The organism is Lentzea californiensis (genome assembly GCF_024648825.1).
GTDB lineage: Bacteria > Actinomycetota > Actinomycetes > Mycobacteriales > Pseudonocardiaceae > Lentzea > Lentzea californiensis.
This window is the reverse complement of sequence record NZ_JANBBE010000001.1, coordinates 1,405,601-1,421,559: the sequence shown is the minus strand read 5'-3', so window position 1 is coordinate 1,421,559 and position 15,959 is coordinate 1,405,601. Positions and strand designations below refer to the sequence as shown.

General features: G+C 68.9%; 14 protein-coding genes. 8 read left to right on the top strand and 6 right to left on the bottom strand.

Annotated elements, in window-relative coordinates:
• Positions 1-57 precede the first annotated feature (57 nt).
• The gene (locus LX88_RS07410) at positions 58-705 is read right to left on the bottom strand and encodes a DUF3159 domain-containing protein (RefSeq protein WP_258947017.1); all 648 of its coding nucleotides are present in this window, start codon (positions 703-705) and stop codon (positions 58-60) included.
• Positions 706-831: 126 nt separating this feature from the next.
• Here LX88_RS07410 and LX88_RS07405 point away from each other — a divergent pair, with 126 nt between their 5' ends.
• Genes LX88_RS07405 through LX88_RS07380 form a run of 6 tightly spaced genes read left to right on the top strand, consistent with a single transcriptional unit; the run spans position 832 to position 7,547 of the window.
• Positions 832-2,043: an ROK family protein gene (locus tag LX88_RS07405; protein ID WP_090070005.1), complete on the top strand. Its 1,212-nt coding sequence runs from the start codon at positions 832-834 to the stop codon at positions 2,041-2,043.
• Positions 2,044-2,059: 16 nt separating this feature from the next.
• A complete protein-coding gene (locus tag LX88_RS07400; protein ID WP_258947016.1) occupies positions 2,060-3,385 on the top strand; it encodes an ABC transporter substrate-binding protein in 1,326 nt (441 codons plus the stop codon).
• 13 nt (positions 3,386-3,398) lie between these two features.
• Positions 3,399-4,373, top strand: a complete 975-nt coding sequence (locus LX88_RS07395) for a carbohydrate ABC transporter permease (RefSeq protein WP_090070004.1) — start codon at positions 3,399-3,401, stop codon at positions 4,371-4,373.
• Positions 4,370-5,263: a carbohydrate ABC transporter permease gene (locus tag LX88_RS07390; RefSeq protein WP_090070003.1), complete on the top strand. Its 894-nt coding sequence runs from the start codon at positions 4,370-4,372 to the stop codon at positions 5,261-5,263. Before LX88_RS07395 ends, LX88_RS07390 begins: the two co-directional genes overlap by 4 nt.
• A complete protein-coding gene (locus LX88_RS07385) occupies positions 5,260-6,528 on the top strand; it encodes a 6-phospho-beta-glucosidase (protein WP_258947015.1) in 1,269 nt (422 codons plus the stop codon). The genes LX88_RS07390 and LX88_RS07385 overlap by 4 nt, the downstream gene beginning before the upstream one ends.
• Before the next feature lie 5 nt (positions 6,529-6,533).
• Positions 6,534-7,547: an N-acetylglucosamine kinase gene (locus LX88_RS07380; protein WP_258947014.1), complete on the top strand. Its 1,014-nt coding sequence runs from the start codon at positions 6,534-6,536 to the stop codon at positions 7,545-7,547.
• A 177-nt stretch (positions 7,548-7,724) separates the two neighbouring features.
• Here the strand turns inward: LX88_RS07380 and LX88_RS07375 are convergent, their stop codons facing one another.
• Complete coding sequence (locus LX88_RS07375) at positions 7,725-7,979, bottom strand: hypothetical protein (RefSeq protein WP_258947013.1); 255 nt, start codon at positions 7,977-7,979, stop codon at positions 7,725-7,727.
• Positions 7,980-8,197: 218 nt separating this feature from the next.
• On the opposite strand from LX88_RS07375, the gene LX88_RS07370 reads away from it, so the two are divergent.
• A complete protein-coding gene (locus tag LX88_RS07370; protein ID WP_258947012.1) occupies positions 8,198-8,992 on the top strand; it encodes an SGNH/GDSL hydrolase family protein in 795 nt (264 codons plus the stop codon).
• 148 nt (positions 8,993-9,140) lie between these two features.
• On the opposite strand, the gene LX88_RS07365 is transcribed toward LX88_RS07370, so the two are convergent.
• Complete coding sequence (locus LX88_RS07365; RefSeq protein ID WP_258947011.1) at positions 9,141-11,906, bottom strand: AfsR/SARP family transcriptional regulator; 2,766 nt, start codon at positions 11,904-11,906, stop codon at positions 9,141-9,143.
• A gap of 101 nt (positions 11,907-12,007) precedes the next feature.
• Here LX88_RS07365 and LX88_RS07360 point away from each other — a divergent pair, with 101 nt between their 5' ends.
• Positions 12,008-13,042 carry an ADP-ribosylglycohydrolase family protein gene (locus tag LX88_RS07360; RefSeq protein WP_258947010.1) on the top strand — a complete coding sequence of 345 codons (1,035 nt, stop codon included), beginning with the start codon at positions 12,008-12,010 and terminating at the stop codon, positions 13,040-13,042.
• Between the two features lie 172 nt (positions 13,043-13,214).
• Here the strand turns inward: LX88_RS07360 and LX88_RS07355 are convergent, their stop codons facing one another.
• From LX88_RS07355 to LX88_RS07345, 3 genes are read right to left on the bottom strand one after another with little or no spacing between them, the layout of a single operon-like run.
• Entirely contained in the window at positions 13,215-13,949 is a 735-nt protein-coding gene (locus LX88_RS07355; RefSeq protein WP_258947009.1) for an FAD:protein FMN transferase, read from the bottom strand.
• A gap of 8 nt (positions 13,950-13,957) precedes the next feature.
• Positions 13,958-14,461, bottom strand: a complete 504-nt coding sequence (locus LX88_RS07350; RefSeq protein WP_258947008.1) for an FMN-binding protein — start codon at positions 14,459-14,461, stop codon at positions 13,958-13,960.
• Positions 14,462-14,475: 14 nt separating this feature from the next.
• Positions 14,476-15,834 carry a ferredoxin reductase family protein gene (locus LX88_RS07345; protein WP_372511199.1) on the bottom strand — a complete coding sequence of 453 codons (1,359 nt, stop codon included), beginning with the start codon at positions 15,832-15,834 and terminating at the stop codon, positions 14,476-14,478.
• Positions 15,835-15,959: the final 125 nt, after the last annotated feature.

The following is a 15,959-nucleotide window of genomic DNA, read 5'->3' as shown; positions in this document are numbered from 1 at the left end:
GGCCATGGCCCCAGCCTGCCGAATTCGCCGCACCCCCATGTGAGTAGTGGCGCTGACCTAAGAGGCCGACTCCGGCACCCGCGGTTGCCGGAACCCGGGGTGATCCGGTGGCAGCGCCCGCCGCAGCATCCACCCCGACACCAGGATGCAGACGATCTGCAACGGCCAAGACAAGGCGAGCCGGAGAGTGGCCAGCCAATAGATCTGTGCGTCCAGCCACAGTGGAGTGAACACGGCGACACGCAGCGCGTACTGCCCGACCCACGGCCACGAGGCGATGGAGTAAGCGCGCAAAAGGGCAGGATCGCGACGCCAACGAGTCTTCTGCCCGAGGAGCGTCCCCACCACCACGCCGAGCAACGGCCAGCGCACCGCGATGGAGCCTGCCCAGACCAGGGCCGAGGCCACGTTGGAGAGCAGCTGGATGAGGAAGAAGTCCTCGACACGTCCGGTGTAGAGCGCGACCAGCGACGCCGCCACCACGGCCAGGACCGAGAACACGACGGCACGAGGCTTCTCGCCTCGTACGAATCGCACAATCCCGATGACCAGGCCGCACACGACTGCGGCGATGGCGCCCGCGCCGATCGAGTGCCCGAACAGCAGCCAGCCTGCGACGAACGCGAGCGGAGGCAGGGAGGCGTCGAGGGCGCCCCCTCGACCTCCCAGCAGTGATGCGAGCGACTCCTGGCGCACGTCGGTCATGGTTCCAGGGTGCCTTAGGCGAACCTAACTCAGGTAACGGACCCATATCGGGGATTGACCCCGGTGAACCAGGTCACTACCGTCTGCCGAAATCGTCTGGAAAGTTAACAGACAGGAGCGGACCTAATGCGTGCCGGAAGCCCACGACTGCTGCGGGAGATCAACGACCGCGCAGCCATCGAGGCTTTGCTGCGCAACGGGCCGCTGACCAGGTCGGAGTTGGAAGGCCTGATCGGCCTCTCCAAGCCGGCGACCGCACAGTTGCTCACGCGCCTGGAGGCTGGCGACTCCGTGGTCCGCAACGGACTGCGGGGCGGTGGCCGCGGGCCGCGTGCCCAGCTGTGGTCGGTCAACGGGGCGCTTGCGCACATCGCCGCTGTCGATCTCACCCCCGAGACGGTCGACATCGCGATCGCGGACATCTCCGGTGCCGTGCTCACCGAGCACAAGGCGCCGATGCCCGCGAAGCACGGCGTGCTGGAGGCGTTCGTCAGCGCGGTCGGCAAGGCCTGCGGTCAGGCAGGTCTGAGCGCCGACCAGTTGCTGCACGTCGTGGTGGGCTGCCCAGGAGCGGTGAACCCCGCGAACGGTGAGCTCGCCTACGCACCACACCTGCCCGGCTGGAGCGGTTTCGACATGCCCGGCCGGTTGCGGGAGCAGCTCGCGACGTCGGTGAGCGTCGAGAACGACGTCAACCTCGTCGCGCTGGAGGAGATGGTCGCCGGACGGGCCACCAGGGTGAACGACTTCGTCGTCATCTGGCCCGCGGATCTCGTCGGTGCCGCCGTCGTCGTCAACGGATCGCTGCTGCGCGGCGCCTCCGGTGGCGCGGGCGAGATCGACGGCCTGATGATCCCGGACCGCGCGGCGGCCGACACCGACACGGACCGCTCCGGCGGCACGTACGGGGAACTGCTCAGCAGCACGTCGATCTGCAAGCTCGCACGCGCCCACGGGCTCGCCGCGCGCAACGGCCACGGTGCCGTGCGCAAGGCGCTCGCCGCGGGCCCGGCGGGCCGTGAGTTCATGGTCGATCTCGCCAAGCGCATCGCCACGGGCGTGGCTAGCGTCGTCGCGGTGCTCGACCCGGAACTCATCCTCCTGTCCGGCGACATCGCGCAGGCAGGTGGAACCACGCTGAACGACCTCGTTGCCGCGGAACTGCGGCAACTGGTGGTGCCGCGAACACCGATCCAGCTGGCCTTGGTGACCGGGAAACCAGTGCGCAGCGGCGCACTGCACTCGGCACTGGCCGTTGCCCGCGAACAGGTGTTCGGCCTCCCGGCAGCCACCACGGCTCCATTCCGCGGCCCAGTGGTCGCCGGGTCCCCACGTTGATCGAGAAGGAGTGCACATGCGCAAGCACACCCGTGCTGCCTTGCTCTGTGTCGCCGCAGCGCTGACCCTCACCGCATGTGCGGCGGGCAAGGGTGGTGGCGCCAATTCCGACGCCGCAGCTGCTCCTGGCAAGGACGACAAACTGACGCTCACGGTCTGGAGCAACTACTCCGACCGCGAGTACGAGGAAGTCACGAAGGCCCTCAAGACCTTCAACAAGAAGTTCCCGAACATCGAGATCAAGCACGAGGGCTCGCAGGACGACGACAAGATCACCGCGGGCATCCGTTCGGGCAACACGCCGGACGTCGCGCTGTCGTTCACGACCGACAACATCGGCCAGTTCTGCTCCTCGGGCGCGTTCCAGCCGCTGAAGGCGTACATCGACCGCGACAAGGTCGACCTGAACCAGCTCTCCCCCGCGGTTCAGCAGTACACCGAGTACAAGGGCAACCGCTGTGCGATGCCCATGCTCACCGACGTGTACGCCATGTACTACAACAAGGACCTGCTGTCGACGGCAGGCGTCACGAACGCGCCGAAGACGCTGGACGAGCTGTACGACGCGGCCGTGAAGGCGACCAAGAAGGCGCCGAACGGTGACATCGAGGTGGCGGGTTACCTGCCCACCATGGGCTTCTACGCCAACCGCCCGACCATCCTCGCGCCGACGTTCGGTGCGGAGTGGGAGAAGGACGGCAAGTCCGGCCTCGCGAGTTCCCCCGGCTTCACCGAGATGATGACGTTCCAGAAGAAGCTCGTCGACTTCTACGGTTACGACGCGCTCGAGCGGTTCCGCGCGGGTCTCGGCCAGGAGTACTCGGCCGACCACGCGTTCCACCAGGGCAAGATCGCGATGATGATCGACGGCGAGTACCGCACCGCCTTCCTCAAGGCGCAGGCGCCGCAGATCAAGTTCGGCACGGCTCCGTTCCCGACCTGGAAGCCCGCCGACTACGGCACCGCGTTCACCACCGGCACGATCATGGGCATTCCCAAGGGCGCCAAGAACGCCGGCGCCGCGTGGGAGCTGATCAAGCACCTGACGTTCGACACCGACACGATCGTCGACCTGTCCAACGCCATCAAGAACGTCCCGAGCACCAAGGCCGCCATGGAGAGCTCCAAGCTCGAGGTGGACGAGCAGTTCAAGACGTTCATCGACCTGGCCAAGAGCGACAAGCTCAAGGGCAACCCGGTCACCCCCATCGGTGACGCGCACATCAAGGCCGTCACCGACTTCTCGGTCTCCTACCAGTCCGGCAAGGTCCCGGACCTGGCGGCAGGCCTCAAGGAAGTCGACAAGAACATCGACGACCAGATCGCCAAGAGCGGCAAGTAGGGGATTCGCGAAGATGACCGCCACGCTCGGCGCGCGGCCCGCCCCCGGCAAGGGGCGGGCACGTGCCCGCCACCGTCTCGCCGTGCTCGGGTTCATGGCCCCGGCACTCATCGGCTTCGTCCTGTTCTTCGTCTACCCGTTGGTCGCCACGGTCATCTTCAGCTTCACGAAGTACGACCTGATCAACCCGCCGGAGTTCAACGGACTCGCCAACTACGAGTTCATGTTCAAGGATCCCTTGCTCACCAAGGCGATCGCGAACACCTTGTGGTTCGTCGTCGTGCTCACGATCGCGCGGACGGTGTTCGCGCTGGGCGTGGCATCGGTCATCGCACGTCTCAAGTCGGGCGTCGGTCTGATCCGGACGCTCTGCTACCTGCCCTCACTGGCACCGCCGGTGGCCGCGACACTCGTGTTCTTCATGGTGATGCGCCCCAACGGCGGTCCGCTGGACAGCGTGCTCGGCTGGTTCGGCGTCGACGCACCGCTGTTCTTCTCGGACCCGGCGTGGGCCAAGCCCGGCATCACCGCGATCATGCTGTGGATCTCCGGCGACCTGATGATCATCATCCTCGCCGCGATCCTCGACGTGCCGCAGGAGCAGTACGAGGCCGCCGAACTCGACGGCGCAGGCCCGATCCGGCGCTGGTGGCACGTCACGCTTCCGACGATCTCCCCGGTGCTGCTCTTCGGCATCGTGAACTCGGTGATCCTCGCTCTGCAGCTCTTCACACAGGCGGTCGTCGCGGGGTCGGCCGGCTCGGGAGCGGCAGACGCGACGGGATCGACCAAATATTTGGGTTTCCCGGACAACTCCACGCTGACGTTCCCGGTTTACCTGTACACGCAAGGCTTCCGCTACTTCGACATGGGCTACGCGGCCGCCATGGCCACGGTCCTGTTCATCATCTCGTTCGCCGTGACCATCGTTCTGGTGCAGCGGATGCGCAAGAACTCCACCGCTGAGGAAGGGGGTCCGGGAGCATGACCGCCACGCTGACCAAACCACCGGTCGACGTCCCCGCGGAACCGGAGCAGCCGCGCCGCAAGCGCGACGTCGCAGGCATCCTGAACTGGGTCGCGACGCATGCGATCGGGCTCGCGCTCGGCCTGATGTTCGCCACGCCCGTCGTGTTCGTCTTCCTCACCGCGGTGATGTCGGACGACCAGGCGTTCACCTCGAACCTCTGGCCGCGCGAATGGCACTGGGAGAACTTCGTCGAGGTCTTCGACAAGGCCCCGCTGTTCCAGTACCTGATCAACAGCCTCACGTACTCGCTGCTCGCGACCCTAGGCATGCTGATCTCGTCGATCCCGGCCGCCTACGCGCTCGCGAAGCTCAAGTGGCGCGGCCGCAACGTGGCCTTCATCCTCGTCATCGGCGCGATGATGCTGCCGCCGCAGGTCGTGGCCGTTCCGCTGTACGACACCTGGTCCTCGCTGGGCCTGACCGGCACGCTGGTGCCGTTGATCGCGCCGTACTTCCTGTTCGACGCGTTCAGCATCTTCCTGCTGCGCCAGTTCATGCTCACCATCCCGCAGTCCTACGTGGACGCGGCACGGGTGGACGGGTGCTCGGAGTTCCAGGCGCTGGTCCGGATCATCATCCCGATGGCGAAGCCCGGCATCGCGGCCACCGCGCTGTTCTGCTTCCTCTTCACCTGGAACGACTACTTCGGCCCGTTGCTCTACACCGGCGAGGTCAAGGACCAGTGGACGTTGTCGCTCGCGCTGGCGACGTTCAAGGGCATGCACATCGTCCAGTGGAACTCCTCGATGGCCGTCACGTTCCTGACGATGATCCCGGCCGTCGTCCTCTTCGTCTTCGCACAGAAGTCGTTCGTCAAGGGCATCACTTTCACGGGGGTAAAAGGGTGAAACTCACCGTCGTCGGTGGCGGGTCCACCTACACACCGGAGCTGATCGACGGCATCGCCGGCCGTCGCACCAGCCTGGCGGTGGACGAGATCGTCCTCGTCGACCCGGACGAGCACCGCCTCTCACTGATCGGCCCGTTCAGCCAGCGCCTGCTGGAGCACGCGGGTCACCCGGCGAAGGTGCGCACCACCACGTCGCTCGAAGAAGGCATCGAGGGCGCGTCCGCGGTTCTGCTGCAGCTGCGAGTCGGCGGGCAGAAGGCGCGTGCCTCGGACGAGACGTTCCCGCTCACCTGCGGGTGCGTCGGCCAGGAGACCACCGGCGCGGGAGGCCTCGCCAAGGCCCTGCGGACCGTGCCGGTGGTCCTGGACATCGCCGAGAAGGTGCGCCGGATCGCGGGCCCCGACACGTGGATCGTGAACTTCACGAACCCGGTCGGCATCGTGACGCGCGCGCTGCTGCAGGAAGGCCACAAGGCGATCGGCCTGTGCAACGTGGCGATCACGTTCCAGCGCTGGACGTCCGCACTGCTCGGGGTGGATCCGTCCACTGTGGAGCTGGAGCACGTCGGCCTGAACCACCTCACGTGGGAACGCGGCGTGTACGTCGACGGCGTCGACCGCCTGCCGGAGCTGCTCGCCGACCACGTCGAGGGCCTGGCGGAGCACATCGGCATCGACGGCGGCCTGATGCGGCGCCTGAACATGGTGCCGTCGTACTACCTGAACTACTTCTACAACCACGACGCCGTCGTGAAGAAGCAGCTCACCGAGCCGCCGCGCGCCGAGGTCGTGGCCGCGGTCGAGAAGGAGCTGCTCGACATCTACGGCGACCCGTCGGTCGTGACGAAGCCGGAGCAGCTGTCGCAACGCGGCGGCGCGTACTACTCCGAGGCGGCCGTGCAGCTGGTGCACGCGCTGACCGGCGGCGAAGGCGCTGAGAAGCACGTGGTGAACGTGCGGAACAACGGCTCGCTGCCCTTCCTGCCCGACGACGCCGTGATCGAGGTGTCGTCCACTGTGGACGCGAACGGCGGCAGGGCGCTGCCCGTGCGGCCGGTGGAACCGTCCATCTCCGGCCTGATCTCGCACGTCACCGCGTACGAGTACCTGGCGCTGGAAGCGGCCAGGCGCGGTGGCCGCGACCGAGTGGCGAACGCGCTGCTCGCGCACCCGCTGATCGGCCAGCACGCCATCGCGGACCAGCTGGCCGACGAGCTGATCGCGCAGAACCGCGACCTGCTGCCGTGGGTGAAGGGAATTTGACAACGATGACCGACCGGGTGCTCGCCATCGACGGTGGGAACAGCAAGACCGCTGTGCTGCTGGTCGACGCGGACGGCAAGGTGCTCGCGCAGGTGCGCGGGCCCGGTGCCCCGCCTCAGACCGTGGGCATGAAGCGCGGACTCGACGTGTTCGAGGGACTGGCACGCGAGGCCGCGGCTCAGGCGGGACTGTCCCCCGACGAGCCGATCGCCTCGCACACGTCCGCCTACCTCGCGGGTGCGGATCTGCCCCGTGAGGAGGAGGACCTGACGCGGGCGATCACCGAGCGGGGCTGGTCGACCACGACGTTCGTCGGCAACGACACCTTCGCGTTGCTGAGGGCAGGTACCGCCGCCGCTGGGGGTGTGGCGGTGGTCTGCGGTGCGGGCATCAACGCGGTGGGCGTGGCCAGGGACGGCCGCACCCACCGCTTTCCCGCCCTGGGCGCCATCTCCGGCGACTGGGGAGGTGGCGGACAGCTCGGCAACGACGCGCTCTGGCACGCGGTGCGAGCGGAGGACGGCCGGGGCAAGCCGACCTTGCTGCTGGACGCGCTCCTCGCGCACTACGGCGAGAAGTCCATCTTCCAGGTGGTCGAGAAGATCCACTTCGAGGAGATCGAACTGGACCCGCACGCCCTGTGCCCGTTGGTGTTCGAGGTGGCCGCGCAGGGTGATTCCGTTGCCCTGGAACAGATCGACCGCCTGATCGAGGAGATCGTGGTGCTCGCCACGGTCTCCATGCGCAAGCTCGACCTGATGAACGAACCCGTGGACGTGGTGCTGGGCGGCGGGGTGCTGACGCACACCGGCGACACGGTCGTCGGCCCGGTTCGTCAGCAGATCCTGGAAGCCGCACCGCTCGCCCAGGTCCGCCTGGTCGACGTGCCGCCCGTGGTGGGTGCGGCCCTCCTCGGCCTCGACCACATCGGGGCCTCGCCGAGCGCGGAGCTGAGGCTGCGCTCGGCCTACACCGACCACGTCCCGGCAGCCGTCCTCGACGTCGCGGCGAGCGGCTAGGCCACCAGACCCCGTCTCAGGGGGTAGATCCGGCGGCGGCGCCCCCTGAGACGGTCCCAGTCCCACTGCTCGGGGCGAATCGGCGGCGGTGTCCCGAGCAGTGGTCCCAGTCCCTTTCCGGGGGGCAAGTCCGGCGGCGGCGCCCCTCGGAAAGGCCCAGCGACCCCCGCAGCGACCTCACGCGCCGAGGTCGTTGCGGGGGTTTTCGGCTTCCAGAGCACGAGGGGGCATCACCGTCGTCCCGACCACGCTTTCCCGGGGCGACACGACCTCCGGGGTGACCACGGGGTTGGAGTGCGGGGGTGGCGTGACCACGAGGTGACCGCCGGCTCCGGGCGACGCGGGACCGCTCAGGGCGACCCAGACCAGCACCAGTGCTGTGAGAAGCGCGACACCGAGGGAAACGACCGGAAGCGGCGAATCAGAACGCACCCGGCAAAACTAGCGATCCAATGGGACGAATTCCCCGGATCACCCTCCAGCTTCCCTCTATCGAGTGGTAAAAGAATCGTCACCCATAGCGACAAAACCTACGATGCCGTAACCGACGGTGGCGTAACCAAGGGTTCGTTGTGCATGCTAACTAGTCGCCTTCGGACGGGAGCCCGCAGGCGGCCGGCACGCGAGGTCGTACGAACAAGGGGGATGTTGTGCTGCTGCGATGGAACAGTCTCGTGTCCGTGGGGGACAGCTTCACCGAGGGCATGGACGACCCGGGCCCCGGCGACACCTACATGGGCTGGGCGGACCGCCTGGCGGCCATGATCGCCCGGCAGGCGCCTGAGTTCAGGTACGCCAACCTCGCGGTCAGGGGCAAGATGCTGCAGGAGATCATCGACGACCAGGTGTCGCTCGCGATCTCGCTCAAGCCGGACCTGGTGACGTTCTGCGGCGGTGGCAACGACATCATGCTGCCCAACAGCGACCCGGACGCGCTGGCCGAGGTCTACGAGGTGGCCGTGGCCGACCTCAGGTCCGCGGGCTGCGACGTCGTGATCTTCACCGGGTTCGACACGCGCTCGACGCCGCTGCTGCGGAGCATCCGCGGCAAGGTCGCCATCTACAACACGCACCTGTGGTCGATCGCCGAGCGCTACCACTGCCGGATGGTCGACCTGTGGGCCATGCACCCGCTGCACGACCGCCGCGCGTGGAGCGCGGACCGGCTGCACCTCTCGCCGGAGGGGCACCAGCGCGTCGCGCTCAAGGCCGCCGAGGTGCTCGGGCTGATCGACGACCAGTCGTGGAACGAGCCGTGGCCCGCGTTGCAGCAGACGGACTGGGTCACCCAGCGCAAGGCTGACCTCAAGTGGGCGCGCGAGCACGTGGTGCCGTGGATCGGCCGCACGCTCAGGGGTGAGTCGATGGGCGACGGCATGGCACCCAAACGGCCCGATCTGCTGCCCATGGCCCGCTGCAGCGACGAAAGCCACGTCACCAACTGAGACGAAAAGCGGAGGGCCCGACCGGCACTCTCCCCCGAATGCCGGTCGGGCCCTCCAGATGCAGGCGCCTTACCCCCTCGGTAATCCCCCACTCGGCGGCCTGCTGCTCCAACATCCCATGCTTTGGGACCAGACGACTAAACGTCCGCTAAACCTCGGACGACAGCGAGTCCAGCAGGGTGCGGACCTCGACCGCGCGAGCCGAGTTGACCTGCGCGTACAGGCGCAGCGCCTCCGCCAGTTCCGCAGCCGCGGCGGCCCATTCCGCCCGCCGGAGCAACACGCTGCCGAGCACGTGCCGGCCGAAGCCCTCGAGGTACGTCACCTCGGCGACGGCGGCCTGGTCGACGACCTGGCGGGCCAGCAACTCGGACTGGTCCAGCGCACCGGCTTCCAGGTGCAGCTCCGCCAGGTTGGCGAGACCGCGGATCAACGCGATGTCGTCGCCCGAGCGCCGGTACACCTCGACGGCGTGAGCCTGGTGCCGCAGAGCGATTTCCACGTGACCGCGGGCCTGTTCCACCTGTGCCACGTTGTTCAGGCCGTGCGCCTCGCCGACGACGTCGCCGGACTGCTGGGCGAGCTGCACGGACTCCCAGAAGTGCAGCAGCGCCTCGTCGTGCTGCTGCAGCCGGAACAGGACGTCGGCGAGCTGGGCGAGCGTCAGCACGAGGTACTGGCGCTCGCCCAGCTCCACCGCGATCCGGTGCGCGCGGCGAGCGTCCGGCAGCAGGACGGGACGTCCCAGCCGGGCGTTCGTCGTGTAGGTCGTGTCCAGCATGAGGACCTGGCCGAGGCGGCTCCCCGTCACCTCGGCCGCGGCCAGGCCGAACCCGACCAGCGCCACCCATTCCCCGGTGAGTGCGCGCACGGTCGCGTAGTGGTGCAGCAGCCGGACCAACTGCCACACCTGGTCGTGCAGGCCCTGTTCGGCGGACGCGTGCACGACCGCGACGATGTTGGGCCACTCCTGGTCGAACCAGTCGACCGGGTCGCTGAACGCCGGCAACGCCGTGGAACCGTTGTCCGCCAAGGCGAATTCCAGGCCGTCGCGGGCCGGGCGGATCGCCCGGCGCACGTGGTCGCACGCCACGAGGTAGTAGTTCACCAGGCGCCGCAACGAGTCCAGGTCGGCATGGCCTGCTCCCCGGACGTACAGGCGCACCAGTTCGTGCATCGTGAAGCCGTCCGGCCACGGTTCGACCAGCAGGTTCACCCCGACGAGCTGGGCCAGCCGCGACCGGGCCGAGTCGACCCGGATGCGGGTCAGCGCGGCGACGGCGTGCGGCGACATCCACCGGCCGGGCGCCAGGCCCACGGACTGGAAGACCTCGTCCAGCTCGGAAGGCAGGTCACGGGTCGAGAGGTCCAGCGCCCGCGACACCCCCATGCCCGCCTGCGGCAGGTCGAGGCCGCGCATCCGGTGCCCGTCGTCGGCCAGCTCCCCCACCAGCTCCTCGACCGTCCACTCCGGACTGATCACGAGCTTCGCGGCGGCGACCCGCAGCGCGAGCGGCAACCCTCCGCACAGCTCGGCGAGCTTCTGCGAGGCCACCTGGTCCTCCCGCGACAACGGCCTGCCCAGCACGTCGTCCACCAGCGCACGCGCCGAAGGGTCGTCCAGCGGGCCGAGCTTGCGCACGCGAGCGCTGTTGGTGACGACGAGCCGTTCCATCTGGGACCGCGACGTCACCAGCACCACCGAACCCGAACCGGGCGGCAGCAACGGCTGGACCTGGTCGAACGCCGTCGCGTCGTCCAGCACCACCAGCACGCGGCGGCGGTTGAGCAGCGAGCGGTACAGCCCGACCCGGTCCTCGACGCCGACCGGCACGCCGTCCGCCGGCACGCCCATCGCCACCAGGAACCGGGTCAGCACCTCGCCCGGCTCGGTGTCCCCCAGCGACGCGAACAGCACGCCGTGCGGGAACAGCTCGGAGTTCTCGTGCCCCCACGTGATCGCGAGGGCGCTCTTGCCGACACCGGGCGCACCGGTCAGCACGGCGACCGACGTCGCCAGCAGGTTCCGCGTCCCCACCACGTTGTCGAGCCACATCATGTCGTCGTCCCGGCCGAACAGCCGCGACGCGGAAGCGGGCAGCAACGCCGGTGCCACGATCCCGGCGCGCGGCGCGACGGGCCGCGACTCGACCGGGCCGATCACGCTCAACGACGGGTCGTCGCGCAGCACCTGCTCGTGCAACGCGCGCAGCTGCGGACCGGGGTCGATGCCCAGCTCGTCCACGGCACGGCGCTGGAACCGCTGGTAGGCCTCCAGCGCGTCGGCGCGCTGCCCGGCCCGGTAGAGCGCGCGCATGCTGTGGGCGACCAGGCGTTCCCGGAACGGGTACTCGGTGCACAGCCCGCGCAGCTCGCCCACCAGCTCCAGGTGGCGGCCGAGCTCGAGCTCGGCGTCGATGCGTTCCTCCAGCGCGGACAGCCGCAGCTCTTCCAGATCGGACGTCATCGGGTCGCCCGGCACGTCCGCGAGCACCGGCCCGCGCCACAGTCCCAGGGCCTCGCGCAGCAAGCCCGCCCTGATGGCGGCGGGCTTGCCGCGAGAAGACGCCACGAGCTGCTTGGCGCGGTGCAGGTCGAGACGCCACGGATCCACGGCCAGCTGGTAGCCCGTCGGCGTGGTGCGGATGGTCGCGGACCCCGCCGGATCGGACTCCTCCAGCACCTTGCGCAGCCGCGACACGTAGCCGTGCACGATCGTCCGCGCGGTGGCCGGAGGCGTGTCCGTCCACAGCGCGTCGACGATCTGGTCGATCGAGACGGGTCGGTTCGCCTCGACGACCAGCATGGCCAGCAACCCGCGCATGCCACGGCGGCCCAGCTCGACGAGCCGCCCGTCCGCGAGCACCTGGAGTGGACCGAGCACGCCGAACTCGAGTCCGGTTTTGCTCCGCATGCCCCTCCTCAGGTGCGCTGACCTCGTCACTTCAAGAGGTGCGCAAGCCCGAGTCTCAGATACAAGTACGGCCCAAGTTCGCGGGACGCTACTGTTCACACGTGCCGCGAGACAGGAATTCCGTGGTTGACCGCGGCGCCGGGTGCCTTCTCGGCGGCGCTCTCGGTGATGCGCTCGGTGCGCCCGTGCAGTACCTCGGCCTGGCCGACATCCAGCGCGAGCACGGTCCCGAGGGCGTTATGGGGCCACCCAAGCCAGCGTTGTTCACCGACGACACCCAGCTGACGCTGTTCACCGCCGACGGCTACCTGCGCGCCTGGGTGCGCGGGAAGCGCACCGGCGAGTGGGAACCGTCCCAAATGGTCTGGCACAGCTATCGACGCTGGCTGATCACCCAGCAGCAACCGGCCCCCGAACGCGGGGCGATCGGCCTCCTCGCCGACGAACGGCTGTACGAGAGCCGCTCGCCGGGTCTCACGTGCCTGCGCGCGCTGGCCGCCGAGACACCGTCCACTCCGGAGAACCCGCACAACGAGTCGTCCGGCTGCAACGGCGTCACCCGCACCGCCCCGGCGGGCTTCGCACCGTCCGCGGCGATCGCGTACGACCTCGGCTGCCGGTTCGCGGCTCTGACGCACGGCGGCACGGGCGGCTGGGTGTCCGGCGGCGCACTGGCGTTGCTCGTGCACCTCCTGGCCGTGAAGGCCAGGCCGTTGCGCGAGGCGATCGACCAGGTGATCGGCCGCGTGCTGCGCGACGACACGTACACCGCCACGGTGCTGACACGCGCAGTAGTGCTGGCCGACGAGCACGACGGTTCGTCGTCCGTGCGCGTCGACCGGCTGGGCAGCGGCTGGACCGGCCCCGAGGCGCTGGCGATCGCGGTCTACACCGTGCTGACGCACCCGAAGCCCTCCCAGTTCGTGGACGCGATGCGCGCCGCCGCGAACCACTCCGGCGGCAGCGACGCCACAGCGGCGTTGACGGGCAACGTGCTCGGAGCGTTGCACGGCACCGAAGCGCTCCCGCGCGACTGGCTGATGGGCCTGGAGATGGTGGACGTCCTGGACGCCATGGGCCGCGACCTGGGCTCGTCCGCGGTGAACCTGGACTTCAACGAGGACCGCTACGCCTGAGCAAAACAGAAAGAGCCCGCTGCAGTGCGCTCCCGAATTCGCGCTGCAGCAGGCTCTTCCGCACGAGTAGTTGGTCGACAGCAGGCCGGGTCTTGCCCCGAGCGCGAGCTCCGATCCAGCTCTTGATCAACGAAATCATGCCCCGGAGTCAAGGCTCCGTTGGGCGAGCATGTTAACAGATGTGTACGGGAAGTCCAGGACTCGAGTACACCCGACGATCTTCGTCGACGATGAAAATCGCGCAGTCCTCCTGCGCCGCGGCCCACTCGATCCCGTCCCTGCCCAGCGCAAACGCTGCTGTGGCAGTGGTATCAGCGATCGCGAGGTCGTCGCAGAAAACCGTGACCGAGACGATCCCGGAGACCGGCCGACCGGTACGCCCGTCCAGGATGTGCTGCCCGCGTTCGTACAACGCTGACGTGGCAACGGCTCCGTCCCGCACACCGAGCACGACGCTGAGCTGGTCGGCAAGATCTGGATGCCGAACGCCGACACGCCAAGGCTTTCCAGGTTCGGGTTCGCCGGCCGTCACGACGTCGCCGCCCGCGTTCACGCAGAACGAGGTGGCGCCGCCCTCCCGCAGCATGTCCGCCGCGCGTTGCACGGCCCAGCCCTTCACGACCGCGCACGGGTCGAGCCCGCGGCCCGGCACCCGTGCCGTGAACGCGCCGCCCGTCGACTGCTCGTACCAGTCGCACAGCGAGAGGACCTCTACGAGATCCGGGGTGAGCTCTTCCCTGGTGAGCTCACCCCGGTCCAGCCGGGAGACCTCGCTGCCGGGCTTGAACGGCGAGAACCGGTCGTCCGCCTCGCGCAGCCAGGCGAACGCGCGCTCGGCCAGTGCGGCGTCGCCGTCACGCAGGTCCACCGAGATCGGCAGCCCCATGATGTGCTCGACGCGCCGCACCGCCACTGCTACCGCGCCCCGTCGATGGCGGCCTGCAGCGACTGCTTGTAGCCCTCGGAGGTCGCGGTCGCGCCGGACACCGTGTCGATGTCCGCGCTCTGCGCCTTCAGGGCCGACTCCCGCAGCAGGGGCAGTGCCATCCTGGTCGGGTTGCTGTTGGGCGCCCGCAACGCCTTCACGTCGATGATCTTGGTGCCCTGCAACGTCACCTGCACCTGCACGGTGCCCTCGGACGTGTTCACCGCGGGCCCGGACACGCTGCGGTTCTGGGCCTGCTGCTGGGTGGTCTGCTGCTGCTGGGTGGTCTTGGGCGCGGCCCCGGTCGTCTTCGGCGCGGCGCCGGTGGCCTTCGGCGCCGTCGTCTGCGGAGCCGCCTGCTGCTGCGTCTGTTCCTGGGCCGGCGGCGCGGCGACCTCGCTGAGCTCGCCCTCGTGCGCGGCACCCGGCGAGTAGATCCAGACCGGGACGAGGCCGGCCACGCTCAGCGCCAGAACGGGAATTGCCCTCTTCACGTCGTCGGACCCTCTCAGTTGGCCAGCGCGAAGCGCTCGGCGTGGATCTGGTTGCTGGGCACTCCCAGTTCGTCGAGGCTGGTGATCACCGCGTCGGTCATGCCGCCGGGGCCGCAGATGAACACGTCGCGGTCCTGCACGTCCGGCACGAGCGCGACGATGTTCTCCGGGCCGAGCAACGGGCCGTTCGCGGTGATGGACTTCGAGGAACCGGTGACCAGGCGCAGCACGGCGCCCTTCGCCCGTGCGAGGCCTTCGAGCTCACGCAGCAGCACGGCTTCGCGCGGGTCGCTGACCCGGTAGAGCACCACGACGTGGCCCTTGATCTCTTCCAGCAGCGCGCGGACCGGCGTGACGCCGACACCGCCCGCGACGAGCAGCGCGTTGGGCCTGGTCTGGTGCATGGTCGTGAAGGCGCCGTACGGGCCCTCGGCGAACACGCGGGTGCCGACCTTGATGTTGCGGATGTCGGCGCTGCCGGTGCCCAGGGCCTTCGCGGTGAGACGCAGGTACTTGCCGTTCGGCGCCGCGGACAGCGAGAACGGGTTGGCCTGCCACCAGCGGTCCTTGGTCAGGAAGCGCCAGAGGAAGAACTGACCGGCCTTGGCGCCGAGCTGGTCGAGGTCCTTGCCCTCGATGTAGACCGACACGACGTTGGGCGCCTCGGGCACCACGGCGGCGACGCGGAACTGGTGCTTCCAGTTGCGGTAGGCCGGGAGCGCCACGCGTCCGATCAGGACGGACCCGAGCGCGAACGCCCAGAGGCCCCACCAGTAGCCGGTCGCGAGCGCGGACTTGCGGAACGTGCTGCCCACCGCGACCTGGTGCGAGAACGCCAGGAAGATCGCGACGTAGGTGTACAGGTGGATGAAGTGCCAGGTCTCGTAGGCCAGCCGGCGCCGCGCGAAGCGGGCCGAGACGATGCCGACGACCATGATGATCGCCCACGCCACCAGCGCGCGGAGGATGCCCTCCAGCTCGGTCGCCTGCCTGACGATCTCGGCGATCGGACCGTCGGGGCCCGCATTGCCCAGGGCGATGAAGACCAGGTGACCGACCAGCGTGAAGAAGATCGTGAAGCCGACCCAGCGGTGCCACGAGGTGAGCTTGTCCATGCCCAGGCGCCGGTCGAGCCACGGCAGCCGCGCCACCAGGAGCAGCTGGAACGCCATGGCGAGCGCGCCGTACAGGCCCGCGAGCCTGCCGAAGTTGACCAGCTTGTTCGAGCCGACGCCCGCCGCGTTGAACAGGTACGTCACGAAGGCCGCGTTGGCGAGGAGGAACACGTAGAGGCCGGCTTTGGCCAGCACCTTGTGCGGCGTCGCACGGCCGGCCGAAGCCGGTCGCGCGGGGGGCTGCAGGGTGGTCGTCACGGCGGGCTCCTCGGTCAGGCGGTCTCTGTCGGTCGGTCTCGATCCTCAGCGTTCGAGCTGTGGCTCCGCTTTGCCCGCGCTGTCGACTTCCTGTCGATCGAGCGGGCGAGCCACGAGGTGACGCA

Bases quoted from the DNA above. Each gene is read 5' to 3' on its own strand.
- LX88_RS07410 (WP_258947017.1), bottom strand. From the start codon at position 705: ATGACCGACGTGCGCCAGGAGTCGCTCGCATCACTGCTGGGAGGTCGA.
- LX88_RS07365 (WP_258947011.1), bottom strand. From the start codon at position 11,906: ATGCGGAGCAAAACCGGACTCGAGTTCGGCGTGCTCGGTCCACTCCAG.
- LX88_RS07390 (WP_090070003.1), top strand. From the start codon at position 4,370: ATGACCGCCACGCTGACCAAACCACCGGTCGACGTCCCCGCGGAACCG.
- LX88_RS07395 (WP_090070004.1), top strand. From the start codon at position 3,399: ATGACCGCCACGCTCGGCGCGCGGCCCGCCCCCGGCAAGGGGCGGGCA.
- LX88_RS07400 (WP_258947016.1), top strand. From the start codon at position 2,060: ATGCGCAAGCACACCCGTGCTGCCTTGCTCTGTGTCGCCGCAGCGCTG.
- LX88_RS07405 (WP_090070005.1), top strand. From the start codon at position 832: ATGCGTGCCGGAAGCCCACGACTGCTGCGGGAGATCAACGACCGCGCA.
- LX88_RS07380 (WP_258947014.1), top strand. From the start codon at position 6,534: ATGACCGACCGGGTGCTCGCCATCGACGGTGGGAACAGCAAGACCGCT.